This is a genomic window from Microbacterium sp. ARD32, from assembly GCF_031844385.1.
Classification (GTDB): Bacteria; Actinomycetota; Actinomycetes; order Actinomycetales; family Microbacteriaceae; genus Microbacterium.
This window is the reverse complement of the sequence record NZ_JAUZVD010000001.1, coordinates 1,539,671-1,565,515: the sequence shown is the minus strand read 5'-3', so window position 1 is coordinate 1,565,515 and position 25,845 is coordinate 1,539,671. Positions and strand designations below refer to the sequence as shown.

The window sequence follows — 25,845 nt, the reverse complement described above, 5'->3', positions numbered from 1 at the left end:
TGCTAGCATGCAGTCAAATGAGCCGAAGGTGCAGTTCAACGTGTACCTGCCCTCCGATCTCGTGCGCGCGGTCAAGCACCGGGCGATCGACGAGGGCTCCAGCCTGTCGGCGCTCGTCGAGCGGGTGCTGCGCGAGCACCTCGAGGGGAAGCAGCCATGAGCGCCACGGTCCGGAACGCAACCGTCCAGCAGAACGTCTTCACCGATGCTCCGGAGCGCTGGCACGCGCTCGCCGAGGCGCTCGGCTTCACCGCCCCGTACCCGCCGTCGCCGGAGTGGGGCGAGTTCCACGGCGACGGCGGCCTGGCAGTGCACCACGCCATGCCCGAGCTGCCGCCCGGAACCGTGGAGCTGAACGTGCTCGTCGATGACCTGGATGCCGCGGCGGCCGCTCTCGTGCACCGGGACGTCACGCGCGGTGACATGGAGGGCGTGGGGGAGATGCTCACGGTGCGGGCGGCATCCGGCCTGGTCGTCACCGTGTTCGCCGGTGGCCGGGACGCCGGTGTCGGCGACGTCGGCGTGCAGACGATCTGGTTCCAGGACGACATCGCCGAGGCTCGGGGCATCCTCGAAGCCCTCGGCCTGCGCGCCGGTGTCGTCTCCGACGGCGGCGGCTGGGTCGAGATGCGGGCGCCCGGCGGCGGATCCGTCGGGCTGCATTCGGCGTCCGGCCGCTCCGAGTCCGAGGGGCAGGGATTCGGACTGTCGTTCCAGGCGAGCGGCGATCTCGACGCGCTCGCCCGACGACTGCGCGAGGCCGGCTTCCAGGCATCCGTCATCGACGAGTCCTACGGCCGCACCATCCGCATCGCCGACCCCGACGTCTGGATCAACGGTGTCCAGACCGACCTGTACGGCTACCACCGCGAAGAGTGAGCGGTACGCCCCTGCGGCACTCTCCGTCCCACTCTCCCGGGCCGCCGGCGCGTGCGCTCCGCGCGGAGAAGTACGCTTCCCGCGGATGAATTCCGGGAATCGGTCCGCGGCAGGTGCACATCCCCGCGCGAAGCGCAGGCCGACACGGTGAGCTGTTCTTCCTCCACAGCCATGCTCTTCGAAGAGGTTGTCCACAGGTCCTGGCCCAGCGCGCATGCCGGCCCGTGGATCGTGCAGGCTGTCGGCATGGTCTCCGACATCAGTGCTCTCATGGCGTTCATCTCCGCTCAGGGAGGAGTTGTGCGGGTGCAGCGTGTGAAGGAGCAGGGCTTCGGCAGGCGCATGATCGAGACCGCCGTGGATCGAGGACTGCTGGTGCGTCCGCGTCGAGGATGGCTTGCGGCTGCCGGCGCGCCACGGATGTTCCACGATGCCGCGAAGTTCGGCGTCGTGCTCACGTGTCGCACCGGGGCTCAGTACTACAAGCTGTGGCTGCACGATGCCGCCGGACCGCCCCACGTCGCAGTGCCGCCCACACGCACGGGGCACGTCGAGGTTCTCGCGAAGGTGCACTGGGGTGCACCGCTCGTCCCGCGAGATCCCGATGCGCTCGTGGACCCGATCGAGAACGTGCTCGCCTACATCGCCGAGTGCGAGCCGTTCGAGCAGGCGCTCGCCACGTGGGATTCCGCACTCAACCAGGGCCTGGTCGAGATGGCGGCCCTCGCGCGTCTGCCCTTGCGTCCCGCGGCACGGCGCGTGCTCGCGGAGGCGTCGCCATTCGCGGATGCCGGTCTCGAGACCTACCTGCGCACGAGACTGCGCTGGCTGCGCCTGCCGCTGCGCATCCAGGCATGGATTCATGGCCACCGGGTGGACGCGCTGATCGGGGCACGTCTGGTCTTGCAGATCGACGGGAAGCACCACGTCGGCGCACAGCGCTCAGAGGACATCCGGCACGACGCCGAGGTCGCACTTCTCGGCTACCACGTCATCCGCGTGTCCTACGCGCAGGTGATGTTCGACTGGCCCACTGTCCAGGACCTCGTCATGCGGGCAGTGGCGCAGGGACTGCATCTCGCCGCCTGAGTTCGCCGGCGCTCCGCGCGGAGAAGTGCCCTTCGCGCGGACGGATTCCCGGATTCGGTCCGCGGCAGGTGCACATCCCCGCGCGAAGCGCACGAACGTCGGGGCGGGGCCGCAGCGGATGCGCGTAGAATGGCTGCACAAGCGCTGATCCGGCCATCACCGGGGAGCTCTCGGAAGAACGGCCCTCGGGCCCACTAGAACCGAGCGGGGCAGGCCCGTCATCGCCGCAGTGAGAGTGGCATCGCCGTGAGGCGGAGCACGCGAGGTGGTACCGCGGTCCGCGAGGATCGTCCTCGCAGCAGCATCCGCCCACGACCACTGCGAGACACGATGACCTATCCGCGCCCTTCGACAAGCTCAGGGACCCATGCCGAATCGGCCTTCGGCCCGGCCGCCGTCACTCCGAGCCCGCGCTTCCCCGAGATCGAGACCGAGGTCCTCGACTACTGGAAGAACGATGACACGTTCCGTGCCTCCATCGCGCAGCGCGAGGGCGCCGACGAGTGGGTCTTCTACGACGGCCCCCCGTTCGCCAACGGTCTGCCGCACTACGGGCACCTGCTCACCGGCTATGCCAAGGACGTCTTCCCGCGCTTCCAGACCATGCTCGGCAAGAAGGTCGACCGCGTGTTCGGGTGGGACACGCACGGCCTGCCGGCCGAGCTCGAGGCGATGAAGCAGCTCGGCCTCACCGAGAAGCACGAGATCGAGGACATGGGCATCGACGTCTTCAACGCGAAGGCGCGGGATTCGGTGCTCACCTACACGCGCGAGTGGCAGGACTACGTGACGCGCCAGGCGCGGTGGGTGGACTTCGAGCGCGGGTACAAGACCCTCGACGTCGACTACATGGAGAGCGTGCTGTGGGCGTTCAAGACGCTCTACGACAAGGGCCTCGCCTATGAGGGGTACCGGGTGCTGCCGTACTGCTGGCGAGACGAGACCCCGCTGTCGGCGCACGAGCTGCGCATGGACGACGACGTCTACCAGGACCGTCAGGATCCGTCGGTCACCGTCACCTTCCCGCTGACCGGCGCCAAGGCCGAGTCGCTCGGACTCACCGCCGTGCGCGCGCTGGCCTGGACCACCACGCCGTGGACGCTGCCGACCAACCTCGCGCTGGTCGTCGGTCCCGAGATCGAGTACGTCGTGCTGCCCGCCGGCCCGAACGGGGCGGCCGACATCGTGCCCGGTGACGACCCGGCCGAGAGCGACGCGCACCGGTATCTGCTGGCGCGCGACCTGCTGGCAGGTTACGCCAAGGACCTCGGGTACGAGTCCGCCGAGGACGCGCTCGCCGCGGTGCAGCAGAGCGTGCGCGGCAGGGAGCTCGAGGACGTCACCTACGACCGGCTGTTCGACTACTACGCGGATGCCGAGGCCTGGGGCACCGAGAAGGCGTGGCGCATCCTCGTCGACGACTACGTCACCACCACTGACGGCACCGGCATCGTGCACCAGGCCCCCGCCTACGGCGAGGACGACCAGCGCGTGACGACCGCCGCCGGCATCCCGACCATCCTCTCGCTCGACGACGGCGGCAGGTTTCTGCCGAGCGTCGCCGACGTGGCCGGTCAGCTGTGGATGGACGCGAATCGTCCCCTGATCCGTCTTCTCCAGGAGAGCGGACGGATGCTGCGCGAGCAGAGCTACGTGCACTCGTACCCGCACTGCTGGCGCTGCCGGAACCCCCTCATCTACAAGGCCGTCTCGAGCTGGTTCATCCGCGTGACCGACCTCAAGGACCGCCTTCTCGCGAACAACGAGCAGATCACCTGGGTGCCCGAGAACGTCAAGCACGGGCAGTTCGGCAAGTGGCTCGAGGGCGCCCGTGACTGGTCGATCAGCCGCAACCGCTACTGGGGCTCGCCGATCCCGATCTGGAAGAGCGACGACCCCGAGTACCCGCGCGTCGACGCATACGGGTCGCTGGCGGAGCTCGAGCGCGACTTCGGCACGCTGCCGCGCAACCCCGAGGGCGAGATCGACCTGCACCGGCCGTACATCGACGACCTCACCCGGCCGAACCCCGACGACCCCACCGGGCGGAGCACGATGCGCCGCATCGAGGACGTCTTCGACGTGTGGTTCGACTCGGGCTCGATGCCGTACGCGCAGGTGCACTACCCGTTCGAGAACCACGAGTGGTTCGACTCGCACGCTCCGGCCGACTTCATCGTCGAGTACATCGGGCAGACCCGCGGCTGGTTCTACGTGATGCACGTGCTCTCGACCGCCCTGTTCGACCGTCCCGCCTTCACCGGGGTCAGTTGCCACGGCATCGTGCTCGGCAGCGACGGCTACAAGATGTCGAAGTCGCTGCGCAACTATCCCGACGTCAGCGAGGTGCTCGACCGCGACGGCTCGGATGCCATGCGCTGGTTCCTCATGTCCAGCTCGGTGCTGCGCGGCGGGAACCTCGCCGTCACCGAGGAGGGCATTCGGGCAGGCGTCCGGGAGTTCCTGCTGCCGCTGTGGAACTCGTGGTACTTCTTCGCGACATACGCCAATGCGTCCGATGGGTACGAGGCGACGTGGCGCACCGACAGCACGGACGTGCTCGACCGCTACATCCTCGCGCGCCTCGGCGACCTCGTCCGCGAGATGCGCGCCGACCTCGAAGGGCTGGACTCCACCACGGCATCCGCGCGTCTGCGCGACTTCGCCGAGGTGCTGACCAACTGGTACATCCGCCGCTCCCGCGACCGCTTCTGGGAGGGCGTGACCGACGACCCGGCCAGCCGCGAGGCGTTCGACACCCTGTACACCGTGCTGGAGACGCTGACGCGGATCGCGGCTCCGCTCGTGCCGCTGGTCAGCGAGCGGATCTGGCAGGGGCTGACGGGCGGGCGCAGCGTGCACCTGACCGACTGGCCCGACGCCGAGGCGTTCCCCGCCGCCGATCACATCCGGGACGCCATGGATGCCGTGCGCGAGATCTCCAGCGTGGGCAACGCCCTGCGCAAGAAGGAGAAGCTCCGGGTGCGTCTGCCTCTCGCGCGGCTCACCGTCGTGTCTCCGCTGGCGGCGAACCTCGCCCGGTTCGAGGGCATCCTCCGCGAGGAGCTCAACGTGAAGACGGTCGAGCTCGTGCAGCTCGCGGAGGACACGGCCACCGCGTACGGCATCAGCCACCGGCTCAGCGTGAATGCGCGCGCGGCCGGCCCGCGCCTGGGCAAGGACGTGCAGCGCGTGATCGCGGCGGCCAAGGCGGGCCAGTGGAAGGAGTGGAACGGCGTCGTCGTCGCCGGCGGCGTGGAGCTGCAGCCCCACGAGTACGAGCTCGCGCTGGAGACCACGGGCCGCCCGGAGGGTGAGGCACTGGCGCTGATCCCGTCCGGCGGCTTCATCCTGCTCGACACGCAGACGACGCCCGAGCTCGAGGCCGAGGGCCTGGCCCGCGACGCGATCCGGGTGGTTCAGGAGGCGCGCAAGAACGCCGGCCTGGATGTCGGCGACCGCATCGTGCTCGCGCTGAACGCCTCACCCGCGAACGCTGAGGCGCTGCAGACGCACGCCGACCTGATCGCGGGGGAGACCCTCGCGATCGGCTTCGCCGTGCAGCCCACCGAGGAGATCGAGGATCTTCTCGCGGCTGTCACGAGCCCGGACGACGGTGTCTTCCGCAGCGGCGCGAAGGCGCTCGGACCCGGGAAGCAGGCCATCGTCGTCACGATCGATGCGAACGTCCCCGAGGAGGACTCATGAGCGACGTGCAGCGTGCGGACATCGTGTACGAGAAGCTGCTGGAGCGGGCGGGGGAGCGCTGGGTGCAGCCGCGCAAGGAGCGCGTCGCCCGCATCCTGACCCTGCTGGACGATCCCCAGCGCACCTACCGCGTGGTGCACCTCACCGGCACGAACGGCAAGACGTCCACGGCGCGCATGATCGAGAGCCTGCTGCGGGCGCACGGGCTGCGCACCGGCCTGTTCACCAGCCCGCATCTGAAGCGCTTCACCGAGCGCATCATGATCGACGGCGAGCCGATCGCGGATGCCGCCGTCGCAGACGCGTGGGACGAGATCGAGCCGTTCATCGCGATCGTGGATGCCGAGCTGGAGGCGGCCGGCGACGCCGCGCTGACCTTCTTCGAGCTGCTGACGGTCCTCGCCTTCGTGGCGGCGGCGGATGCCCCGGTGGACGTGCTGGTGCTGGAGGTCGGCATGGGCGGTTCGTGGGACTCCACGAACACCGCAGACGGCGACGTGGCGGTGTTCGCGCCGATTGCGATGGACCACGCCGATCGCCTGGGCGACACGGTGGAGAAGATCGCCGAGGTCAAGGCCGGGATCATCAAGCACGGCGCCGCCGTCGTCTCGGCCGAGCAGAGGCCCGAGGTGGCCGCCGTCCTGCGTCGTGTCGCCGCGGAGAACGACGCACGCATCGCATTCGAGGGCGAGGACTTCGGCCTGAAGGCCCAGGCTCTCGCGGTGGGTGGTCAGCTGATCAGCATCCACGGCCTCGCGGGAGACTACGACGACGAGTACCTGCCGCTGTACGGCGCCCATCAGGGTCACAACGCCGCGCTGGCGGTGGTCGCGGTGGAGTCGCTGATCGGCGGTGCGACGCAGCGCATCGCGGGCGGGGTCATCACGGAGGGGCTGCAGAACGCGACCTCGCCGGGCCGGCTTCAGCTGGTCGGCATCGCGCCGACCGTGGTGGTGGATGCCGCGCACAATCCGCACGGCGCCGAATCGCTGGCGCGCGCGCTGGATGACAGCTTCGACTTCGACGAGTGGGGACTGGTGCTCGGTGTGTTCGCCGACAAGGACGCGGCGGGCATCATCGATCGTCTGCTGCCCGCGGTCACCGAGGTGTTCGCCACGTCGCCGGACTCGTCGCGGGCCGCGGAGGCGGATGACATCGCAGACCTGGTCGAAGGCCGCGGTCGCCGCGCGAGCGTGCACCCCACGCTCGCCGACGCCGCCGACGCCGCCCGGGAATGGGCGGCGGCCTCCGAGCGCCGCGCCGTCGTGATCGCCGGTTCGATCGTGCTCGCCGGAGAGGCGCTGCTGCTCTCCGAGGAGGAGGATTGGAAGAGCGGATGGCGCGCATGAGCACTCGCACGCCGAGCACGCGCGCACCGCGCACCCTGGCGCAGAAGCTCGGCGCGATCGTGCTGGGTTTCGAGGCGATCGTGGTGTTCCTCGCCGGGCTCACCGTGTACGGCCTGGGCGTGCTTCCGGCGAGCGTCCCGGACTGGTGGGGGATCGTCGGCGGCGGTGCGCTCGCCGTCGCGATGATCGTCCTGTCGGGCGCGATCGCGCGGCCCGGAGCCATCGCGGTCGGCTGGATGCTGCAGGCCCTGGTGCTGGCATCCGCGCTGCTCGTCCCGGCGATCGCGCTCGTTGCCCTGGTTTTCGGCGGGATGTGGGGATATGCGACGATCGTGGGGGCCCGGATGGACCGCAGCGCCGTCGCCGACCGGGCACAGCCCCAGACTCATCCCCAGCCGGGGACTCATCCTCAGTCCGAGACTCACACAGAGAGCGAATGACATGGCCACTGAAGAAACCCTCGTCCTCGTCAAGCCCGACGGCGTCGCCCGCGGTCTGACCGGCACGATCCTCGCCCGCATCGAGGCGAAGGGCTACGCGCTCGTCGACATCCGGCTGGTCGAGCCCGACCGCGAGCTGCTGGCCGCGCACTACGCCGAGCACGAGGGCAAGCCGTTCTACGAGCCGCTGCTCGAGTTCATGATGTCGGGCCCGTCGGTGGCGATCCGCCTGGCGGGCAACCGCGTGATCGAGGGCTTCCGCTCGCTCGCCGGCACCACCGACCCGACCACCGCCGCGCCCGGCACGATCCGCGGCGACTTCGGCCGCGACTGGGGCCTGGCCGTGCAGCAGAACCTCGTGCACGGCTCGGACTCGCCCGAGTCGGCGGCTCGCGAACTGGGCATCTGGTTCTGACACGGCCCGGACCGGCGTCGCTGAGCGGCGTCGGCCCGGAAGCCGCGGTCAGCCGAACAGCATCCGGGAGACCTCGCCGAGCAGATCGACGCCGGCGATCTGCGCCAGCACGACGATGACGGCGAACGCGACGATCGACGCCAGCGGAACCCACGCCATCAGGCGGCCGAAGGCGTGCTGCACGGAGCGGCGACGGGAGAGGGTGCCGTTGCGCCCGAGCTCGACCAGTGTCGCGAGCGACGTCGGCACCACCGCCAGGTAGGTCACACCGCACCAGGGGCACAGCGTGTGCAGGTCGAAGAAGCTCTGACCGATCAGCCACGCGATGAACACGAACGAGAACAGGATCCCCAGGCCGAACAGGCCCCAGAACCAGCGGGGGAACCGCACGCCGGCCAGCACCGCGACGCCCATCACCAGCACGGCCATCCAGCCGGTGATGCCGATGATCGGGTTCGGGAAGCCGAAGGCCGACCCCTGCCACGACTCCAGGTTCGCCCCGCACGACAGGAACACGCTGATGTTGCAGCTCAGTGTGGCATCCGGGTTCTGCAGGGTGGCGAACTTGTCCAGCGTCAGCTGGAAGGCGGCCCACCAGCCGGCCAGACTGGCGATGATCAGCCAGATGCCGTAGCCGGTGTGCCGTGTGCGCTGTGCGGTCATGACGGGATTATCCCAGCGCCGGCTATGGGCTTCGGGTGAGCCCGTCCCGCGCGCCGCGACGCCGGATGCCACCGTGCGACGCTCGGGATGCGATAATGGGGGAGGATGCCGTCGCGACCAGTCGCGATCGCATCGACAAGACTTCGGGGCAGCACGCCCCACGCGGTCCGGCCCTCGCGCCGATCGCATGCCGATTGAGTTCGCGGCTGCAGTTTCGCCGCACGAGTTTCCGCGGTGCACCCGGTGCCCGCGCAGGGAGTCAGCCCGAGATGGCCGATGAGAATGATGACAAGAACACCCCTACCCTCGACGAGACGCCGGCGCAGCCGGTAGTCGAGCCGACCCCGGCCGCAGCGCCCGAGCCCGCCGTCGAGGCGGTGGATGCCCCGGGCGACGCTTCGACGGGCTCAGCGACCCAGGAGCAGGGCGACGCTTCGACGGGCTCAGCGCCCCAGGAGCAGGGCGACGCCGAGCCGGCGGCCGTCACGGCCGTGACGCTGGGCCTGCTGCCCGAGGTCTTCGTCTCGAAGCCCTCCACGCAGCTGCACTTCTACGCGCCGGAGATCGTGCCGCTTCCGGCATCCGGTTCGCGGGATGCCGAGGACGACGACCACGGCTCGTCGTCCTCGCGCCGCGGCGGACGTCGTCGGCGCGGCGGCGACGGGGATGACGGTCGTGACGACTCCCGCCAGCGCCACCGCAACGTCGAGTACATCACCGAGCCGAAGGCCATCAAGGGCTCCACGCGACTGGAGGCCAAGAAGCAGCGCCGCCGCGACGGTCGCGACGCCGGACGCCGCCGCCCCGTGGTGACCGAGGCGGAGTTCCTGGCTCGCCGTGAGGCCGTCGATCGCATGATGGTCGTGCGCGCCAAGAACGGCCGTACGCAGATCGGCGTGCTCGAGGACAACGTGCTCGTCGAGCACTACGTCGCCCGCAACCAGGATGCCTCGCTGATCGGCAACGTCTACCTGGGCCGCGTGCAGAACGTGCTGCCCAGCATGGAGGCCGCCTTCGTCGACATCGGACGCGGCCGCAACGCCGTGCTGTACTCCGGTGAGGTCGACTGGAACGCGGTGGAGACCGGCAACCAGCCGCGACGCATCGAACTCGCGCTCAAGCCCGGCGACCGTGTGCTCGTGCAGGTGACCAAGGACCCGGTGGGCCACAAGGGCGCCCGCCTGACCAGCCAGGTCTCGCTGCCGGGCCGCTACCTGGTGTATGTGCCCAACGGGTCGATGAACGGCATCTCCCGCAAGCTGCCCGACAACGAGCGCGCGCGCCTGAAGCGCATTCTCAAGGAGGTGCTGCCGGAGTCCTCCGGCGTGATCGTCCGCACCGCGGCCGAGGGCGCCACCGAGGAGCAGCTCACCCGCGATGTGCAGCGCCTCACCTCGCAGTGGGAGCACATTCAGAAGCTCGTCGAGTCGCAGCAGGCGCCCGCGCTGCTGCACGCCGAGCCCGACCTGCTGGTCAAGATCGTCCGCGACGTCTTCAACGAGGACTTCACCCGGATGACGATCCAGGGCGATGACGCGCACCGCACCATCACTTCCTACCTGCAGAGCGTGGCACCGGACCTGCTCGAGCGCGTGGAGACCTACACCGACGAGGTCGACCCCTTCGACGCCTACCGGGTGACCGAGCAGATCGAGAAGGCGCTGGACCGCAAGGTCTGGCTGCCCTCCGGCGGATCGCTCGTGATCGACCGCACCGAGGCCATGACGGTCGTCGACGTCAACACCGGCAAGTTCGTGGGCTCGGGCGGGAACCTCGAGGAGACGGTCACCAAGAACAACCTGGAGGCTGCCGAGGAGATCGTCCGCCAGCTGCGTCTGCGCGACATCGGCGGCATCATCGTCGTGGACTTCATCGACATGGTGCTCGAGTCCAACCGCGACCTGGTGCTGCGGCGCCTGGTGGAGTGCCTCAGCCGCGACCGCACCAAGCACCAGGTCGCCGAGGTCACCTCGCTCGGTCTCGTGCAGATGACCCGCAAGAAGCTCGGACTGGGCCTGCTGGAGACCTTCAGCGAGCCCTGCGAGGTGTGCGCCGGTCGTGGCGTCATCGTGCATCACGACCCGGTCGTGAAGCATCGCGGCGGCTCGTCCGGCGGAAGCCAGAACCGCCGCTCACGCGGTTCGTCGTCGTCGCAGCAGTCCGGCTCGCCGTCCGAGTCCGCGCAGCAGGGTGCGGCATCCTCCGGCGGGACCCACAGCATCACCGAGGGGGCGAAGTCGGCGCTGGCCGCGATCGCCGCCTCCACGATCGCGCCGGTGCTCGACGAGGTGACCGTCGCCGATGAGACGGCCGACGCGCCGGCGGCTTCGGAACGGCCGAAGAAGAGCCGTCGCAAGCGCGGCGCGGAGCGCAAGGGCCCGCGATCCGAGGCCGAGCAGCTGCTCGACTCGGTCCTGGACGCGCTGCCGGAGCCGAAGGCGCCCGGGCAGGGGCGCAACCGGCGCCGAGTGACGACGGCCATGCTCACGCCGACGGCGACCACGGCATCCGACTCAGCGTCGATCCCTCCCGCGGACTCGCAGTCCTGACGCGATCAGCCGCCGGGTGAGCTCCTTGCCGCCGACGTGCTCGGCGCCGGCGGCAAGGAGCCGGGGAACGGCATCCGCCGGCACGTCGTAGTGATCGAGGTCGAACGCGCGGCGGGGGATGCCGTGCGCTGCGGCGAACTCATGCAGCTCCCGCAGCTCGGTGTCGCTGACCAGGTGCGCCCACAGCCGTCCGTGCGCCGGCCAGATGGGGTCGTCGACGAGAACGGTCATGCCGTGATCCTAGGCCCGGGACACGCGGCGTCCGCGACTTTGCGGCATCGGTTGCCTTCCGGTAAAGTAGTCCTTTGGTGCGAGACCCCTGCCGACTCCCCGAGCGGCAGGAGAAGTCTTGCGTCCGCACCCTTCGCGAAGGCGTCGTACGCAAGCAGCAGTCTTCCCGTGAGATTCCCGGAGCAGTCCGCTCCCCAACGAAACAGGTATGAAGTGGTTTACGCAGTAGTGCGCGCCGGTGGACGGCAGGAGAAGGTCGAGGTCGGCACGATCGTTCAGCTCGACCGTGTTCAGGCTGACCAGGGCGAGAAGATCGAGCTTCCCGCCGTGCTTCTCGTCGACGGCGCCACGGTGACCACCGACGCGGACAAGCTGGCCAAGGTCAAGGTCACCGCTGAGGTCCTCGGCGACCTGCGCGGCCCCAAGATCGTCATCCAGAAGTACAAGAACAAGACCGGCTACAAGAAGCGCCAGGGGCACCGCCAGGAGCTCACCCGCGTCAAGATCACCGGCATCAAGTAAGCACGAAGAGGAGCTGAGAAATGGCACACAAGAAGGGTGCGAGCTCGACCCGCAACGGTCGTGACTCCAATGCACAGCGACTCGGCGTGAAGCGCTTCGGCGGCCAGGCCGTCAACGCCGGTGAGATCCTCGTCCGCCAGCGCGGCACGCACTTCCACCCCGGCGTGAACGTCGGTCGTGGCGGCGACGACACGCTGTTCGCGCTCGAGGCGGGAGCCGTCGAGTTCGGCACGAAGGGCGGTCGCAAGGTCGTCAACATCGTCGCTGCCGCGCAGTAGGCACCGACAAGCTCAGCCGCCGATCGGGCGGCATTCGGAAGGGGGCGGGCTTCGGCTCGCCCCTTTCCTGCATATCGGCCCGCATCGGGGCCCGACTTCTGAGGAGCACGACATGGTCACGTTCGTCGACACCGTCACCCTGCATCTGCGTGCGGGCAAGGGCGGCAACGGCTGCGTCTCGGTGCGCCGCGAGAAGTTCAAGCCGCTCGGCGGTCCCGACGGCGGCAACGGCGGCGACGGCGGCGACATCGTCCTGGTCGCCGACCCGCAGGTGACGACGCTGCTGTCGTACCACCACTCGCCCCACCGCAGCAGCGGCAACGGCGGCTTCGGTATGGGCGACCACCGCTCCGGCTACGCCGGCGAGACGTTGGAGCTGCCGGTGCCGCTGGGCACCGTGGTCAAGTCGGTCGACGGCGAGCTGCTGCACGACATGGTCACGCCCGGCGAGCGCTACGTGGTCGCCGAAGGCGGTCGCGGCGGCCTGGGCAACGCGTCGCTGGCCTCGCCCAAGCGCAAGGCCCCCGGCTTCGCACTGCTCGGCACGCCGGGGTACGAGGGAGCCGTGCTCCTGGAGCTGAAGACCGTCGCGGATGTCGCGCTGGTCGGCTACCCCTCCGCCGGCAAGTCCAGTCTGATCGCGGCCATGTCGGCCGCGCGGCCGAAGATCGCCGACTACCCCTTCACCACGCTGCACCCGAACCTGGGTGTGGTGCAGGCGGGAGACAGCCGTTACACCGTCGCCGACGTGCCCGGCCTGATCGAGGGCGCCAGCGAGGGCAAGGGGCTGGGCCTGGAGTTCCTGCGTCACGTGGAGCGGTGCAGCGCGCTGCTGCACGTGCTGGACTGCGCGACCCTCGAACCCGGACGCGACCCGCTCTCCGACCTGGACGTCATCCTCGCCGAGCTCGGCTCCTACGAGGTTCCCGAGGGGCAGGTCCCGCTGCTGGAGCGTCCTCAGCTGGTCGCCCTGAACAAGCTCGACGTGCCCGAAGCGCGCGAGCTCGCCGAGCTGGTGCGCCCGGACATCGAGGCCCGTGGTTTCCGGGTGTTCGAGATCTCCACCGTCTCGCGCGAGGGTCTGCGCCAGCTCAGTTTCGCCCTGGCCGAGCTGGTCGAGGAGCACCGCCAGGCCACCGCCGTCGAAGTGCCGGCCGAGCGCATCGTCATCCGGCCGAAGGGTGCCAGGGAGGACTTCACGATCCGGGTGGAGGGCGGCACTTACGGCAACGTCTACCGGGTCATCGGCGAGAAGCCCGTGCGCTGGGTGCAGCAGACCGACTTCCAGAACGAAGAGGCCGTCGGCTACCTCGGCGACCGCCTGGAGCGTCTCGGCGTCGAGGACGCCCTGCTCAAGGCGGGTGCGGAGCCGGGTTCGACGGTCATGATCGGCACCGGCGACAACAGCGTGGTGTTCGACTGGGAGCCCTCGGTCGCCTCCACCGCCGAGTTGATGACCTCGCCGCGCGGCACCGACGTGCGCATCGGCGGCAGCAGCAGGCGCACCACCGGCGAGCGCCGGGAGAGGTACCACGAGCGGATGGATGCGAAGGCCGCTGCCCGTGCCGAGCTCGAGGAGCAGCGCCGCGCATCCCGCGAGGGCGAGGAATGAGCGCGCAGCAGCGTGCAGACCTGGCGACGGCCCAGCGCATCGTCGTGAAGGTCGGCTCCTCGTCGATCAGCGGCGAGGCATCCTGGCGCATCCCGATGATCGTGCAGGCGCTGTCGGCGGCGCACCGCCGGGGCGTCGAGGTCGTGCTGGTCTCGTCCGGCGCCATCGCCACCGGCATCCCGGTGCTCGATCTCGGTGCGCGTCCCAACGATCTGGCGACCCAGCAGGCCGCCGCCGCCGTCGGCCAGAACCTGCTGGTGTTCCGCTACCAGGAGGCGCTGCGCCCGTTCCGGATCGTCGCCGGGCAGGTGCTGCTGACCACGGGCGACCTCGAGAACGCGACATCGCGCAGCAACGCGCGGCGCGCGATGGACCGGATGCTGGCGCTCGGGGTGCTCCCGATCGTGAACGAGAACGACACGGTGGCGACGCAGGAGATCCGCTTCGGCGACAACGACCGCCTGGCGGCCCTCGTCGCGCAGCTGCTGCATGCGGACGCCCTGGTGCTGCTCAGCGATGTGGACTCGCTGTACACCAAGCCGCCGACCGACCCGGGTGCGACGCCGATCGACGTCGTGGCGCCGGATGCCGATCTGGCGGGTCTGGAGTTCGGGGCATCCGTGGTGAACAGCGTGGGCACGGGCGGCGCGGCCACCAAGGTGTCGGCCGCGCGCATGGCCGCCGGAAGCGGTATCGGGGTGCTCGTCACCAGCGCCGACCTGGTGGGCAGGGCGCTGGAGGGAGCCCCGGTCGGGACGTGGTTCGAGCCGGTCGTCGACTGAGCCCGGTCATACGCGTCCGGCCGTGCGCGCCCGCCGATACACTGACCGCATGAGCATGCCCACCGCCGATCACGCCTCTGAAGAGACCGCCCAGCACCGCCTGGCGCGGGCGAAGGAGGCCTCGCGGTCGATCGCGCGACTGACCAGCGGTGAGAAGGAGGATGCGCTGGAGAGCATCGCCCGAGCGATCGAGGCGAACGTGGAGCGCATCGTCACCGCCAACGGCCTGGATATCGAACGCGGTCACGAGAACGGCATCGGCGATGCCCTGATCGACCGGCTGCGCCTGGATGAGAAGCGGGTGGCGGCACTGGCATCCGCGGTCCGCGACGTGGCGGCGCTGCCCGACCCGATCGGGCAGGTGCTCGGCGGACACCGGATGCCGAACGGCGTGGCCCTCGAGCAGGTGCGTGTTCCTTTCGGCGTGGTCGGCGCGATCTACGAGGCCCGGCCCAACGTCACCGTCGACATCGCGGCGCTCGCGCTGCGCGCGGGCAACGCGGCGGTGCTGCGCGGCGGCAGCGCCGCCCGCATGTCGAACACCGTGCTGGTCGAGCTGATGCGCGAGGCACTGGATGCCGTGGGTGTCGACCGCGAGGCGATCCAGACCGTCGACGACTTCGGCCGGGACGGCGCGAAGGCGCTGATGCACGGCCGGGGCTTCGTGGACGTGCTGGTGCCGCGGGGGAGCGCAGCGCTGATCGAGACCGTGGTCACCGAGTCGACCGTGCCGGTGATCGAGACGGGCGCGGGCGTGGTGCACATCGTGCTGGACGAGTCGGCGCCGCTGGAGTGGGCGCGCGACATCGTCGTGAACGCGAAGGTGCAGCGGCCGAGCGTGTGCAACGCGGTGGAGACCGTGCTGGTGCTCCGGCAGGCCGCGCCGCTGCTGGTGCCCGTGGTGGCCAGCGCGCTGCAGAGCGAGGGCGTGGCCGTGCACGGCGACGACATGGTCGCCGGGCTCGTCTCGAACGTGATCCCCGCCACCGAGGAGGACTGGGCGACCGAGTACCTCAGCATGGACATCGCCATGAAGGTCGTCGACACGCTCGACGACGCTCTCGCGCACATCCGCAGGTACAGCACCGGCCACACCGAGTCGATCATCACGACCGACTCGCGGAACATCGAGCGCTTCCTGGCCGAGGTGGACTCGGCCGTGGTGATGGCGAACGCCTCCACCCGGTTCACCGACGGCGCGGAGTTCGGCTTCGGCGCGGAGGTGGGCATCTCGACGCAGAAGCTGCACACCCGGGGCCCGATGGGCGTGTCCGAGCTGACGAGCACGAAGTGGCTGGCCCGAGGGTCGGGCCAGACGCGGGGCTGAGCGCTAGACTTGTGAGGCGTTCTCCCGACCGCTCAGAAACGGAGCCAGAATGAACCTCGTCGCACAGATCGCGATGGCCGCAGCCGAGACCGAGTCCCACAACGTCATGGGCCAGACCGTCATCTTCGGCATCATCGCCGCGCTGATCTTCACGGCACTGGCTCTGATCACCCTGTCGTACCGCAACGTCGCCAACCGCCACTCGGCGAAGGCCGAGGCGTTCGCCCAGAAGCACGGCGAGGACGGCCACGGCGGCCACTAGGCGCACATGCAGCAATCCTCTGCTCGAGCACCGCGCATCGGCGTGATGGGCGGCACGTTCGACCCCATCCACCATGGGCACCTGGTCGCGGCGAGCGAGGTGGCGCACTCCTTCGACCTCGACGAGGTCGTGTTCGTGCCCACCGGCAGGCCCTGGCAGAAGCAGCACGTCTCGCCCAGCGAGCATCGCTACCTGATGACGGTGATCGCCACCGCATCCAATCCGCGGTTCACGGTCAGCCGCGTGGATGTCGATCGCGACGGACCGACGTACACGATCGACACGCTCCGCGACCTGAAGGCCGAGCGGCCCGACGCGGAGCTGTTCTTCATCACCGGCGCGGATGCCGTGGCGCAGATTCTCAGTTGGAGGGACCATGATGAACTGTGGGATCTCGCCCACTTCGTCGCGGTCTCCCGGCCCGGCCACGTGCTCAGCACCGACGGACTGCCCACGGACAACGTGAGCCAGCTGGAGGTGCCGGCGCTGACGATCTCGTCGACGGCATGCCGGGAGCGCGTCGCAGCCGGGGAGCCGGTCTGGTATCTGGTGCCGGACGGCGTGGTCCAGTACATCGCAAAGCATCATCTGTATCGGAGCAAGGCATGAGCACATCGGAGGAGAACGGGCGGACGCTCACGCGCAAGCAGCTGCGGGAGATCCGTCTGACCGGCTCGACGCCGGTCATCACCGACGAAGAGGCGGCGGCGGCCGCGCAGCCCGCGCCGGTGCCGCCAAAGGCCGCCGAGCCGATCCGGATCGACCCCGCTCCGGCCACCGAACCGCCCAGCCCGCACGCGCCGCTCACCCGTCGTCAGATCCGGGCTCTCGAGCACGCCCGCGCCGAGGCATCCGCTGCGCCGGCCGAGCAGGATGCCGCCTCGCAGGATCCCGCCGAGGAGGCGCCTGACGCTGAGGAGGCGACTGCTGCTGAGGCGGCGACTGACGCTGTCGAGGCGACTGCTGCGGAGGCGGCGCCTGACGCTGAGGAGGGCGCTGTCGAGGACGCGCCTGGAGAGCAGAGCGGCCTGGTCTCGGGCGTGCCCGCGTTCACTCCCGGCCCCGCCTCGGCTCCGCGCTTCGACCCCGCGCCCGCCGGCGACTCCGACATCTCGATGTTCGAGCCGCCCGCCAACCGGCCCGCCGGGCGCGGCCGGATCGTTCCCGAGCTGATGAACCGCGGAGCGGTCGTGCCGAGCCACCTGGACGAGGAGGACGACGACCTGCTGGTCGTGGAGCCGACATCCGCGGGGCGGCCGGAAGCGGATGCAGAGCGGCCCGAGCCGGCCGTCGAGCCCGAGCCGGTGGTCGAGCCGGTTCCGGTTCCGAAGCCCGAGCCGGTGGCGGAATCGCATCCGGTCCCCGAGCCGGAGCCCGGGCCGGTGCCCGTGCCGGAACCCGAACCGGAAGCCGCACCCGAACCGCGGCCGGCCGCGACGGCGAAGCCGGCCGCCGATTCGGATCAGAGCGACGCGCGCCCCACCGTGGGTGCGGCGTTCGGCATCGGTGTGAAGGCCGACCGGCACGACCCGGCCGCGAAAGCGCCGTTCGACGCGCTGCTCGAGGGCACCACGTCGGGGTCGCAGCACGGCGCGCCGACGGCGCTGATCTTCACTCCGTCGCCGGGAGCCGGATCGCTCTCCGGTCCGATCACCTCCACCGGCGAGATGCTGATCACCGGCACGTACGCACTGCCCGAGGGTCTCGGATCGCAGGGGCATGCGCGCGGCACCACCGACGGCAGGGATGTGGACGCGGTGCTCCTCGACGGCGAGCTGGCGCCGGCATCCTCGCCCACGCCGATCGCCGCCAGCGCAGCGGTCAGCACCTCCCGGCCGGCGGGCGAGGTCATCCGCCCTCCGGCGCCCGACAAGGGCAACAAGCTCATGCTCACTCTGGCGGTCGTCGCCGGTGGACTGGCCATCGTGCTCGCCACCACGCTCGTCATCGCCTTCACCACAGGAGTCCTTGGTTGATGCAGTCCCCTGAGAACGCTCTCGCGATGCTTCAGATCGCCGCCGACGCGGCCGACGCGAAGGGCGGCGAGGACCTCGTCGCGCTGAACGTCTCCGAACCGCTGCCGCTGGTGGACGTGTTCCTCCTGGTGACAGGGAACAGCGAGCGCAACGTCGCCGCGATCGCCGACGAGATCGAGGATCGTCTGCACGAGGCGGGGCACAAGCGCGTGCGCCGTGAGGGGCGCGCCGAAGCGCGCTGGGTGCTGCTGGATTTCGGCGACCTGATCGTGCACGTGTTCCACTCCGAGGAGCGCGTGTACTACGGCCTGGAGCGGCTGTGGAAGGACTGCCCCGTCGTGCCGATCGAACTGACCCAGCGCGTCACGGGGGAGTAGACGCGGAATCAGTCCGTTTCGTCGGCGTCGTCCTCCGCTGCCAGGCGGTCCGCCTCGGCGCTGTCGATGAGGTCGGGGTCGGCGTCGGGATCGAGCACCTCCTCGCCGTCGACCTCGCGCGTGGCCGGGTCGGGCTGATCGTCGAAGTCCGGGTCCTCGGGCAGGTAGGCGGGTGTCGGATTGGACATGATGGGCTCCTCTCGCAGCGGATGCCGATGCCTCGGCGGATGTCGATGACGGTACGCTCTCCCGATCGCGCGGACGAGCGGGTTGACCCGTGCGGTCGCGGGCGCTACGGCTCGCAGCCGGAGGCCTCATGCCGCCCGAAGCGGTCGGGACACTCCCGGCCGACGGGCGTGATTCGCGATAGTCCTGATCGCCGTAGTATGCTGAACAGGTTGCCGGGGCTTCGGCTCGGCAGCGAAGATGGGCCTGTGGCGCAGCTGGTAGCGCACCTGCATGGCATGCAGGGGGTCAGGGGTTCGAGTCCCCTCAGGTCCACCACAAGACCCTTGGGCAACCAAGGGTTTTTCCTTTCCCCCACCACCTGGCACGCGGGTGCACCGCTCCGTGAGCGCGGGATGCGTCCGCGCGATCGTGGTCAGCGGTGCGGTGATCATGGCCTGGCCACGGCGACCCGCCGGGGCGGACGTTGCGTCGCCCAGCTCGCCGCGCGAAGATGATCACCGTTGCGTGTGAAGAGGATCAATGGCGTTCACGGTGAGGCGGGCCCGGCAGCACGTCGGTCGACTGTCGCTGATCGCACTCCTGGTCGCTCTTCTGGTGGCGGGCATCGGCGGTCTCGACGCCGTCGCGGGCCGGCTGCTGGCATCCGGCGCCACCCTGATGTTCACCGACGCAGAGCCGCAGGCGCGCACCATCCTGGTCACAGCCACTGTCGCTCCGGACAGTGCAGCGCAGGATGAGACGATCCGCGACAGCATCACGACCGCGTTCGCGGGGACCGACGTCGTCGTCTCACGGCGCACGAGCGCCGCAGTCGACCTCACGACCTCGGACGGCCCCGAGGTCGAGCTCACGATGCTGCACGACGACCGTCTGCAGCGGCTCGCCACGCTCACGGCAGGGGACTGGCCGGCATCCGCGACGCAGATCGCCCTGCCCGCAGCCGCCGCCGACCGCCTCGGAGCGGCCGTCGGCGACCCGGTGCTCCTCACCGACGGCGCCGAACTCACGCTCGTCGGCATCTGGACGCCGGAGGATCCGCTCGACCCGGCCTGGCTCGGCGACCCGTCGGTCGTCTCCGGCCAGAGCGACCGCGCGATCGGGCCGGCGATCGCTGTCGACGCAGCTCTGACGCGTTTCGCCGATGCCATCACCGCCACCTGGGAGATCGCGCCCGTCGCGGCGACTCCCGCCGCGGTCCCCGCCCTTCAGCACGCGATCGACTCGCTGCGCACCGTGCCGAACACGATCGACCCGTATCACCAGTACAGCACCGAGGTCTCGGGCGGGCTGGGGGACATCCTGCGCCGCGTGAGCGTCGCGATCTCCTCCGTCCGGGGGCTGCTGGCCGTGCCGCTGCTGATCCTCGCCCTCCTGGGCGCGCTCGTGCTCGGCGTCGTGCAGCACACCCTGACCGACGCGCGCACTCAGGAGCTCGCTCTGCTGCGTGCCAGAGGAGCATCTGCCCGGCGCCTTGCGCTGCTCGCCTCGGGCGAGTCTGCCGCCGTGGCCGCAGTCGGAGCGATCATCGCACTGATCGTCCTGGTGCTCGCCGGGGGCATGACGCCGACAGCACCGCTGACCGCAGCGGCCGCGGTGGTGTTCGTCGCAGCGGCCTCGGCGCTGTTCACGCTCCGGCGCGCGGGCGGAGCCGACAGCATCCGCGCCGAGGCCCAGCGCAGCGACGCCGGCCTGCGCACGCTTCCGACGCTGTTGCTGCCCGCGGGCATCGCGGTCGTGCTCGCCGCATTGTCGTGCTGGCAGCTGTTCGCCGCCGGCGGCGTCAGCAGCGACGAGGGACGGCCCGATCCTCTGGCCTCTGTCGCGCCCGCGCTGCTGCTGGTCGCAGCGTGCTCTCTCGTCCCCATCCTCGCCGCGCCGCTGGCGGCGATCGGCGAACGCCTGCTGCGCCGCACCCGCGGCATTGCCCCGATCCTGCCGCTGCGGCAGATCGCGCGCCGGATGGGGGGAGTCGCCGTCGCGATCCTCTGTCTGGCACTCGCCTCAGCGTCGGCCGCCGTCGCGATCACCGCTCCCGCCGAGGCACGCGCCGCAGAGCGGCACAGCCGCAGCGCACTGCTGGGCAGCGACGTGCGGTTGATCTCCGACACCGGACTCGACGTGCGCGCAGAGGACGTCGAAGCGTGGGACGGCGTGACCGGCGCCGCCGAGGTCCTGCGCACGACCCTGACGATCGGATCGGACAACGGCACGATCCTGGCGGGTCCCCGAGAGGTGGCGGGTCTGGCGCCGCGCAGGGCAGGCTCCGGGACGGGCGTTCCCGCCGAGATCACCCGCAGCCTGGCCGATCGGCTGGCCGCCGGCGTCGGCACGGTGTTCACCGGAAAGGTCCGGTTCGCCGCGGAACCCGTCCAGTTCCGCGTGGTGCGCATCGTCGAGAGCCTGCCCAGCGTGGGCGACGGGATCGGCGCGGCGGTCGAGATGGCGCAGCTGCAGGCGGCCGGTGCGCTCGTGCCGCCCGACGAGCTCTGGGTGGACAGCGACCATCCGGCGGCCACTGCGCGGCAGTTGCGAACGCACGCCACGAACCCCGTTCGGATCCTCACGGCCGCACAGGTGAGCGCGGCTCCGGTGACCTCCGTCGCGCCGACGGCGCTGACCGCGGGGGCGCTGGCCGCGGCGGTGCTCGGCGCGGTCGGGTTCCTCGCGGCCTGCTCCGCTCTGATCCGCGCCCGCCGAGGTGAGCGAGACGTGCTGCGTTCGCTCGGTCTGTCGCCACGCCGGCGTGCGCTGCTGCAGACCGGTGAGATCGCAGGACTGGCGGTGTACGCGGTCGCCGCAGGAGCCGCGCTGGGCGTCGCAGTCGCGGCCGTGACGCTTCCGCTCGTGCTGGGAGGCGCCGCGTGAGCGGGCGGATCCGGCTGTCGCTCCGGGCCGCGTCGACCACACCTGTGCTGTCGCTGTTCCTGGTGATCGTGATCGCCGCGCTCACCCTCGTCGGCGTCGCAGCGCCCGCCCTGCTCACCGAGGGGCGGACCGCCACTATCCGGCAGGCGGTCACTGCGGTTCCCGAACTCGGCAGCTGGCCTTTCGCGACGACCACGGGGCTGCCTGCCCTCGGGTCCGGCGCCGACTCGCCCGCCGGCGCACTGGCACCGGCGTTGGCCGTGCTGGAGCACAAGCGCGAGCAGCAGCCGCAGCCGCTGAAGGGGATGCTCGGCGAGCCGCGGCTGGCGGTCACGGTCGCACCCGCTCCGACGACGGCGGTCGACGCGACCGGAGCGATCCCGCTGAACAAGCTCGGACTGGTGTCCGATCCCGGGTTCATCGGGCGATCGGTGCTGGTCGACGGGCGGCTGCCCGAGCCGACCGACCCCAACGACGGGATCGAGATCGCGCTCACCTCGACCGTAGCCGAGGAGCTGGCCTGGGAGGTCGGGGCGGAGCGGCTCTGGAACGGGCTCACGCTGATCCTCACCGGCACCGTCGAACCGGCCCGGGACGGCGACCGCGACTGGACCTTCGTGAGCGGCTCGCGCCGTCCCACGATCGAGAACGACAGGGGCGGGAATCGCATTCTCGTCGGAGCGGGCTTCATGCACGTCGACGAGATCAGGGCGTTCGCGAGACACGGCGAAGGCGTGGCGATCATCTCGTGGATCCCGTTCGACGGCGATGCAGTGCAGGCCGGCACGGCTCGCAAGACGGCCGCGCAGTTGCGCCGCCTGACCGCCGATCCCGTGCAGGTGCCGCTCCAGGACGACGCGTTCTTCATGCGCACCCTGCAGTTCCGCTCCGGCGTTCCGCAGGCGCTCGATGCCGGCCTCGCCCGAGCCGACGCCATGACGCCCGTCGTCACGGTCGCCGCTGTGGGGCCCGCGGTGGTCGCGCTCGTCGTGCTCGTGCTGGTGAGCCGGCTGATCGCCATTCGCCGTGTCGCCGCGATCGGCGTGCTGCGCGCGCGGGGGGCCTCGGTGCGACGCCTGGCGCTGTCTCTGGGCGCTGAGGGAGCGGCGCTGGGTGTGATCGGTGCCGCCGTCGGCGCCGCAGTCGCGGCCGCATGGGCGGGGTGGAGCGGGGGTGCGGTGCTGTTCATGCCTGCCGTGCTCGCCGCCGTGCCCGCCGTCACGCTGCCGTGGAGCGCGCTGACGGATGCCGAGCGCCGGGGCCGGCGAGATCTGGGCGACGGAGGCGGTGACCGCACACGAGTCGGCACGCTGACGGCGGAGCTCCTGATCGCCGTGGTCACTGTGCTGCTGGTCGCACTCGTGCTCCTCCGCGGTGCGGGCGGCGGCGCGGACCCGCTGCTGCTCGCGCTGCTGGTGCTGCTCGGCTTCACGGGCACCTTGCTGTCGCTGCGACTGCTGCCGCCGCTGCTCGGACTGGCCGAGCATCGCGCACGGCGTCGCAGTTCGCTGGAGGCGCTGCTGGGCCCTGCACGCGCCCGCCGCGACTCGGTCATGCGCGCCGCCCCGGTGCTGGCGATGGTGATGGGACTCGGCGTGGTGGTCTTCTCGGTGGCGTTCGCCTCCACCGTCTCGAGCGGAATCGTGCGGGCCGCGGCGGTCAGCGTGGGAGCGGATCTGCGCATCGACGCCCCCTACATCACCGACGACGGGGCGGAGAGGGTCGCCGACATCGATGGCGTCGACGTCTCGGCCGGATTGGGCGGCGGCGCGACCACGAAGGTGTCCGCGGACGCGCGATCGGCGCAGTCCCGGGTCTACATCGTCGACCGCGACGACTTCGTCGCCGCGCAGCGCGACGCGGTGACTCCGCTGCCGCTGCCCGAGGAGCTGTCGGAGCCCCCGGGCGATGCCGTGCCCGTGGTGATGTCCGAGGCGCTGCTGAGCGAGCTCGGCGGCGACGACATCGCAGAGTCCGAGATCAAGGTGGGTGCTCGCGCCGCCCGGATCGTCGCGACCGCCCCGTCGGAGGCGCCGTTCGGCACGGCCGAGCGGTGGGTCATCGTCGACCGTGCGAACGTCGAGGCGTTGCGCGCACAGGACACCGGCCTGACGCAGCTGTACATCGCGCTCTCGCCGGGAGCGGATGCCGAAGCCGTCGGCCGTCAGGCGCTGGCGCAGCTGGGCAGCGGTGCCACCTTCACGACGCCCGCTCAGGTCGCCGCGGCGCACGAGCAGGATCCCGGCTACGCCTTCGTGCTGCGCGCGCTGCTGGCAGCCAGCGCGATCGTCGCCGTGCTGCTCATGCTCGGCGTGGTCGCGACGCTGATGCTCAGCGCCGCGTCCCGGGCGCGGATGCTGGCGATCCTCAGCACTCTCGGTCATCGCCGGCGTGCGGCGGGTCGACTGGTGCTGTGGGAGGTGGGCCCCGCGCTGCTGACGGCGCTGCCACTCGGCGCGGGCGTGGGCATCGCCATGGTGTGGCTGGTGATCCCGCAGCTGGACCTGCACGGCTTCGTCGGAGGGAGCGCTCAGCCTCCGGTCGTGCTGGGCGGGATCTGGCCGGTGATCGCGGTGGTCGCGTTCACCGTGGTGTCGGCTGCAGCGGTCGCCGCCGCGGCCGCGCTGGCCTCGCGGCTCGCGGCGGCCGACGTGATCCGCACGGACGGGGAGCGGGAGTGATGACGGGGAGCGGGAGTGATGATGGCGAGCGGAGTGCGAGAGGATGACTGACATGGCGGACGACGGCGCGATCGTGTGCGAGGGCCTCGTGCGCATCTTCACCGCGCAGGGCGTCGAGGTGCAGGCGCTGCAGGGTCTGGAGCTGCGCCTGGCCACCGGCGAGATGGTCGCGCTCGTCGGCGCGTCCGGCTCGGGCAAGAGCACTCTTCTCGGCATCCTGGCAGGGCTCGACCGGCCCAGTGCCGGATCCGCCAGGGTGGCGGGCCACGATCTGGTGACGATGCGCGCAGCCGAGCGGCTGCAGTACCGGCGGCGCAGCGTGGGCTTCGTGTGGCAGCAGTCGGCTCGCAACCTGCTGCCGTACCTGTCGGCACGCGAGAACATCGCGATGGTGCATGACGTCGCCGGCGTCGTCCCGCGCTCGGAGCGCCGCGCGGTCGCCGACGAGCTGCTGGAGCTGCTGGGAGCGGCCGGCGATGCGGACAAGCGGCCGGCCGAGCTCTCCGGCGGTCAGCGTCAGCGTGTCGCCATCGCGGTGGCGCTCGCGAACCGGCCGCGCGTGCTGCTGGCCGACGAGCCCACCGGCGAGCTCGACGAGCAGACCAGCGCCGAGGTGCTGGCGGCCATGGAGACGGTCAACCGGGTGCGCGGGGTGACCACGCTGATCGTGACGCACGACACCGGTGTGACCGAGCACGTCGAGCGCACCGTCCGCATCCGCGACGGTCGCACCTCCACCGAGACGGTGCGCCGCACGGGCACGGATGATGCCGGGCGCTCGGTGCGCACGGCCCGGGAGTACGCGGTGCTCGACCGTGCGGGACGGATGCAGCTGCCCGCCGACTTCGTGTCGGCTCTCGCGCTGCGCGAGCGCGTGCGCCTGACCCTCGAACCGGACCATGTGCGCGTGGCGCCAGGGCACGAGCATCCGGACGCCGATCCGACCGCCGCACGCGGAAGCGAGGCGTCATGACCGCCGTCCTGCAGGCGCGGAGCCTCTCACGGGTCTTCCCCGGTCCCGCCGGAGACGTCGTGGCGGTGCGCGAAGCCGACCTGAGCGCGGATGCCGGTGAGCTGGTCGTGATCGCGGGGAGATCTGGTGCGGGCAAGACCACGCTGCTGACCATGCTCGGCGGACTGGATCGACCCACCGACGGCCGCGTGCTCGTGGACGGCGCTGACCTGGCCGACCCCGCCACCGACCTCCCCGCGCTGCATGGCTCGCGGATCGCATCGATCTTTCAGACGGCCGGGCTCATCCCGGTGCTCTCGGCAGCCGAGAACGTGGAGGTGCCGCTGCGCATCCGCCGGGTCGAGCCCGCAGAGCGCGACCGCCGGGTGGCGGTCGCGCTGCGTGAAGTGGGACTCGAAGACCACGCCAGGCAGCGACCCGGGGAGCTCTCCGGCGGCCAGCAGCAGCGAGTGGGGATCGCCCGCGCGCTGGTGATGGCACCTGGCCTGCTGCTCGCCGACGAGCCCACCGCCCAGCTGGACAGCGAGACGGGTGCGCAGATCATGGACCTCATCGCCCGCCTCGTGCACGAGCGCGGCACCGCCGCGGTGGTCGCCACGCACGACCAGGCGATGTTCGCCCGCGCCGACCGCGTGCTCGAGCTGCACGACGGCGTGCTCCGTCCCCGGGACGCGTGAG

At 70.8% G+C, this 25,845-nt stretch carries 24 protein-coding genes and 1 tRNA gene; 22 read left to right on the top strand and 3 right to left on the bottom strand.

Features of this window, described 5'->3' with window-relative positions; translation table 11 throughout:
- The first annotated feature begins 7 nt into the window (after positions 1–7).
- The 7 genes from Q9R19_RS07415 to ndk all read left to right on the top strand — a co-directional run bounded on the left by Q9R19_RS07415 (position 8) and on the right by ndk (position 7,880).
- Positions 8–160: a CopG family transcriptional regulator gene (locus Q9R19_RS07415; protein WP_311255670.1), complete on the top strand. Its 153-nt coding sequence runs from the start codon at positions 8–10 to the stop codon at positions 158–160.
- The gene (locus Q9R19_RS07410; protein WP_311255669.1) at positions 157–879 is read left to right on the top strand and encodes a hypothetical protein; all 723 of its coding nucleotides are present in this window, start codon (positions 157–159) and stop codon (positions 877–879) included. Before Q9R19_RS07415 ends, Q9R19_RS07410 begins: the two co-directional genes overlap by 4 nt.
- A gap of 246 nt (positions 880–1,125) precedes the next feature.
- Positions 1,126–1,968: a DUF559 domain-containing protein gene (locus tag Q9R19_RS07405; protein WP_311255668.1), complete on the top strand. Its 843-nt coding sequence runs from the start codon at positions 1,126–1,128 to the stop codon at positions 1,966–1,968.
- Between the two features lie 330 nt (positions 1,969–2,298).
- Entirely contained in the window at positions 2,299–5,676 is a 3,378-nt protein-coding gene (ileS, locus tag Q9R19_RS07400) for an isoleucine--tRNA ligase (protein WP_311255667.1), read from the top strand.
- Positions 5,673–7,025, top strand: a complete 1,353-nt coding sequence (locus tag Q9R19_RS07395) for a folylpolyglutamate synthase/dihydrofolate synthase family protein (RefSeq protein ID WP_311255666.1) — start codon at positions 5,673–5,675, stop codon at positions 7,023–7,025. The genes ileS and Q9R19_RS07395 overlap by 4 nt, the downstream gene beginning before the upstream one ends.
- A complete protein-coding gene (locus Q9R19_RS07390) occupies positions 7,022–7,465 on the top strand; it encodes a DUF4233 domain-containing protein (RefSeq protein WP_311255665.1) in 444 nt (147 codons plus the stop codon). The genes Q9R19_RS07395 and Q9R19_RS07390 overlap by 4 nt, the downstream gene beginning before the upstream one ends.
- 1 nt (position 7,466) lies before the next feature.
- On the top strand, positions 7,467–7,880 hold the full coding sequence (gene ndk / locus Q9R19_RS07385) for a nucleoside-diphosphate kinase (protein ID WP_311255664.1): 414 nt from the start codon (positions 7,467–7,469) through the stop codon (positions 7,878–7,880).
- 48 nt (positions 7,881–7,928) lie between these two features.
- Here ndk and Q9R19_RS07380 read toward each other — a convergent pair whose 3' ends face one another.
- Entirely contained in the window at positions 7,929–8,543 is a 615-nt protein-coding gene (locus Q9R19_RS07380) for a vitamin K epoxide reductase family protein (RefSeq protein ID WP_311255663.1), read from the bottom strand.
- Positions 8,544–8,812: 269 nt separating this feature from the next.
- Here Q9R19_RS07380 and Q9R19_RS07375 point away from each other — a divergent pair, with 269 nt between their 5' ends.
- Entirely contained in the window at positions 8,813–11,092 is a 2,280-nt protein-coding gene (locus Q9R19_RS07375) for an Rne/Rng family ribonuclease (RefSeq protein WP_311255662.1), read from the top strand.
- On the opposite strand, the gene Q9R19_RS07370 is transcribed toward Q9R19_RS07375, so the two are convergent.
- The gene (locus Q9R19_RS07370) at positions 11,057–11,323 is read right to left on the bottom strand and encodes a DUF4031 domain-containing protein (RefSeq protein ID WP_311255661.1); all 267 of its coding nucleotides are present in this window, start codon (positions 11,321–11,323) and stop codon (positions 11,057–11,059) included. The genes Q9R19_RS07375 and Q9R19_RS07370 overlap by 36 nt on opposite strands.
- Before the next feature lie 213 nt (positions 11,324–11,536).
- On the opposite strand from Q9R19_RS07370, the gene rplU reads away from it, so the two are divergent.
- The 9 genes from rplU (at position 11,537) to rsfS (ending at position 18,459) form a co-directional block, all read left to right on the top strand.
- A complete protein-coding gene (gene rplU, locus Q9R19_RS07365; RefSeq protein ID WP_311255660.1) occupies positions 11,537–11,845 on the top strand; it encodes a 50S ribosomal protein L21 in 309 nt (102 codons plus the stop codon).
- 20 nt (positions 11,846–11,865) lie between these two features.
- Positions 11,866–12,123, top strand: a complete 258-nt coding sequence (gene rpmA / locus Q9R19_RS07360; RefSeq protein WP_285630296.1) for a 50S ribosomal protein L27 — start codon at positions 11,866–11,868, stop codon at positions 12,121–12,123.
- 112 nt (positions 12,124–12,235) lie between these two features.
- Positions 12,236–13,735, top strand: coding sequence for a GTPase ObgE (gene obgE, locus Q9R19_RS07355; protein ID WP_311255659.1), 1,500 nt, complete (start codon positions 12,236–12,238; stop codon positions 13,733–13,735).
- Positions 13,732–14,517 (top strand): glutamate 5-kinase, encoded by a 786-nt coding sequence (gene proB, locus Q9R19_RS07350; RefSeq protein WP_311255658.1) that lies wholly within the window; start codon positions 13,732–13,734, stop codon positions 14,515–14,517. The genes obgE and proB overlap by 4 nt, the downstream gene beginning before the upstream one ends.
- 55 nt (positions 14,518–14,572) lie before the next feature.
- Positions 14,573–15,844: a glutamate-5-semialdehyde dehydrogenase gene (locus Q9R19_RS07345; RefSeq protein WP_396653467.1), complete on the top strand. Its 1,272-nt coding sequence runs from the start codon at positions 14,573–14,575 to the stop codon at positions 15,842–15,844.
- 49 nt (positions 15,845–15,893) lie between these two features.
- Positions 15,894–16,106 (top strand): hypothetical protein, encoded by a 213-nt coding sequence (locus Q9R19_RS07340; RefSeq protein WP_311255656.1) that lies wholly within the window; start codon positions 15,894–15,896, stop codon positions 16,104–16,106.
- A gap of 6 nt (positions 16,107–16,112) precedes the next feature.
- Positions 16,113–16,715, top strand: coding sequence for a nicotinate-nucleotide adenylyltransferase (gene nadD, locus Q9R19_RS07335; RefSeq protein WP_311255655.1), 603 nt, complete (start codon positions 16,113–16,115; stop codon positions 16,713–16,715).
- A complete protein-coding gene (locus Q9R19_RS07330) occupies positions 16,712–18,082 on the top strand; it encodes a hypothetical protein (protein ID WP_311255654.1) in 1,371 nt (456 codons plus the stop codon). Before nadD ends, Q9R19_RS07330 begins: the two co-directional genes overlap by 4 nt.
- A gap of 26 nt (positions 18,083–18,108) precedes the next feature.
- Entirely contained in the window at positions 18,109–18,459 is a 351-nt protein-coding gene (gene rsfS, locus Q9R19_RS07325) for a ribosome silencing factor (protein WP_396653451.1), read from the top strand.
- An 8-nt stretch (positions 18,460–18,467) separates the two neighbouring features.
- Here rsfS and Q9R19_RS07320 read toward each other — a convergent pair whose 3' ends face one another.
- Positions 18,468–18,647, bottom strand: coding sequence for a hypothetical protein (locus Q9R19_RS07320; RefSeq protein ID WP_311255653.1), 180 nt, complete (start codon positions 18,645–18,647; stop codon positions 18,468–18,470).
- A 240-nt stretch (positions 18,648–18,887) separates the two neighbouring features.
- On the opposite strand from Q9R19_RS07320, the gene Q9R19_RS07315 reads away from it, so the two are divergent.
- From Q9R19_RS07315 to Q9R19_RS07295, 5 genes are all read left to right on the top strand, one after another.
- Positions 18,888–18,963 (top strand) — tRNA-Ala (locus Q9R19_RS07315).
- Between the two features lie 204 nt (positions 18,964–19,167).
- Positions 19,168–21,513, top strand: coding sequence for an FtsX-like permease family protein (locus Q9R19_RS07310; RefSeq protein WP_311255652.1), 2,346 nt, complete (start codon positions 19,168–19,170; stop codon positions 21,511–21,513).
- Positions 21,510–24,194 (top strand): ABC transporter permease, encoded by a 2,685-nt coding sequence (locus tag Q9R19_RS07305; RefSeq protein WP_311255651.1) that lies wholly within the window; start codon positions 21,510–21,512, stop codon positions 24,192–24,194. The genes Q9R19_RS07310 and Q9R19_RS07305 overlap by 4 nt, the downstream gene beginning before the upstream one ends.
- 52 nt (positions 24,195–24,246) lie before the next feature.
- Positions 24,247–25,167 (top strand): ABC transporter ATP-binding protein, encoded by a 921-nt coding sequence (locus tag Q9R19_RS07300; protein WP_311255650.1) that lies wholly within the window; start codon positions 24,247–24,249, stop codon positions 25,165–25,167.
- Positions 25,164–25,844 carry an ABC transporter ATP-binding protein gene (locus Q9R19_RS07295; RefSeq protein WP_311255649.1) on the top strand — a complete coding sequence of 227 codons (681 nt, stop codon included), beginning with the start codon at positions 25,164–25,166 and terminating at the stop codon, positions 25,842–25,844. The genes Q9R19_RS07300 and Q9R19_RS07295 overlap by 4 nt, the downstream gene beginning before the upstream one ends.
- Position 25,845 lies beyond the last annotated feature (1 nt).

Excerpts from the sequence above, each read along its gene's own strand:
- ileS (WP_311255667.1), top strand. The coding sequence starts at position 2,299 with ATGACCTATCCGCGCCCTTCGACAAGCTCAGGGACCCATGCCGAATCG.
- nadD (WP_311255655.1), top strand. The coding sequence starts at position 16,113 with ATGCAGCAATCCTCTGCTCGAGCACCGCGCATCGGCGTGATGGGCGGC.
- rpmA (WP_285630296.1), top strand. The coding sequence starts at position 11,866 with ATGGCACACAAGAAGGGTGCGAGCTCGACCCGCAACGGTCGTGACTCC.
- Q9R19_RS07375 (WP_311255662.1), top strand. The coding sequence starts at position 8,813 with ATGGCCGATGAGAATGATGACAAGAACACCCCTACCCTCGACGAGACG.
- Q9R19_RS07390 (WP_311255665.1), top strand. The coding sequence starts at position 7,022 with ATGAGCACTCGCACGCCGAGCACGCGCGCACCGCGCACCCTGGCGCAG.
- Q9R19_RS07320 (WP_311255653.1), bottom strand. The coding sequence starts at position 18,647 with ATGTCCAATCCGACACCCGCCTACCTGCCCGAGGACCCGGACTTCGAC.
- Q9R19_RS07330 (WP_311255654.1), top strand. The coding sequence starts at position 16,712 with ATGAGCACATCGGAGGAGAACGGGCGGACGCTCACGCGCAAGCAGCTG.
- proB (WP_311255658.1), top strand. The coding sequence starts at position 13,732 with ATGAGCGCGCAGCAGCGTGCAGACCTGGCGACGGCCCAGCGCATCGTC.
- Q9R19_RS07340 (WP_311255656.1), top strand. The coding sequence starts at position 15,894 with ATGAACCTCGTCGCACAGATCGCGATGGCCGCAGCCGAGACCGAGTCC.
- Q9R19_RS07345 (WP_396653467.1), top strand. The coding sequence starts at position 14,573 with ATGCCCACCGCCGATCACGCCTCTGAAGAGACCGCCCAGCACCGCCTG.
- obgE (WP_311255659.1), top strand. The coding sequence starts at position 12,236 with ATGGTCACGTTCGTCGACACCGTCACCCTGCATCTGCGTGCGGGCAAG.
- Q9R19_RS07415 (WP_311255670.1), top strand. The coding sequence starts at position 8 with ATGCAGTCAAATGAGCCGAAGGTGCAGTTCAACGTGTACCTGCCCTCC.
- Q9R19_RS07410 (WP_311255669.1), top strand. The coding sequence starts at position 157 with ATGAGCGCCACGGTCCGGAACGCAACCGTCCAGCAGAACGTCTTCACC.
- Q9R19_RS07300 (WP_311255650.1), top strand. The coding sequence starts at position 24,247 with ATGGCGGACGACGGCGCGATCGTGTGCGAGGGCCTCGTGCGCATCTTC.
- rsfS (WP_396653451.1), top strand. The coding sequence starts at position 18,109 with ATGCTTCAGATCGCCGCCGACGCGGCCGACGCGAAGGGCGGCGAGGAC.
- Q9R19_RS07295 (WP_311255649.1), top strand. The coding sequence starts at position 25,164 with ATGACCGCCGTCCTGCAGGCGCGGAGCCTCTCACGGGTCTTCCCCGGT.
- Q9R19_RS07310 (WP_311255652.1), top strand. The coding sequence starts at position 19,168 with ATGGCGTTCACGGTGAGGCGGGCCCGGCAGCACGTCGGTCGACTGTCG.
- Q9R19_RS07395 (WP_311255666.1), top strand. The coding sequence starts at position 5,673 with ATGAGCGACGTGCAGCGTGCGGACATCGTGTACGAGAAGCTGCTGGAG.
- Q9R19_RS07370 (WP_311255661.1), bottom strand. The coding sequence starts at position 11,323 with ATGACCGTTCTCGTCGACGACCCCATCTGGCCGGCGCACGGACGGCTG.
- Q9R19_RS07380 (WP_311255663.1), bottom strand. The coding sequence starts at position 8,543 with ATGACCGCACAGCGCACACGGCACACCGGCTACGGCATCTGGCTGATC.
- ndk (WP_311255664.1), top strand. The coding sequence starts at position 7,467 with ATGGCCACTGAAGAAACCCTCGTCCTCGTCAAGCCCGACGGCGTCGCC.
- Q9R19_RS07405 (WP_311255668.1), top strand. The coding sequence starts at position 1,126 with ATGGTCTCCGACATCAGTGCTCTCATGGCGTTCATCTCCGCTCAGGGA.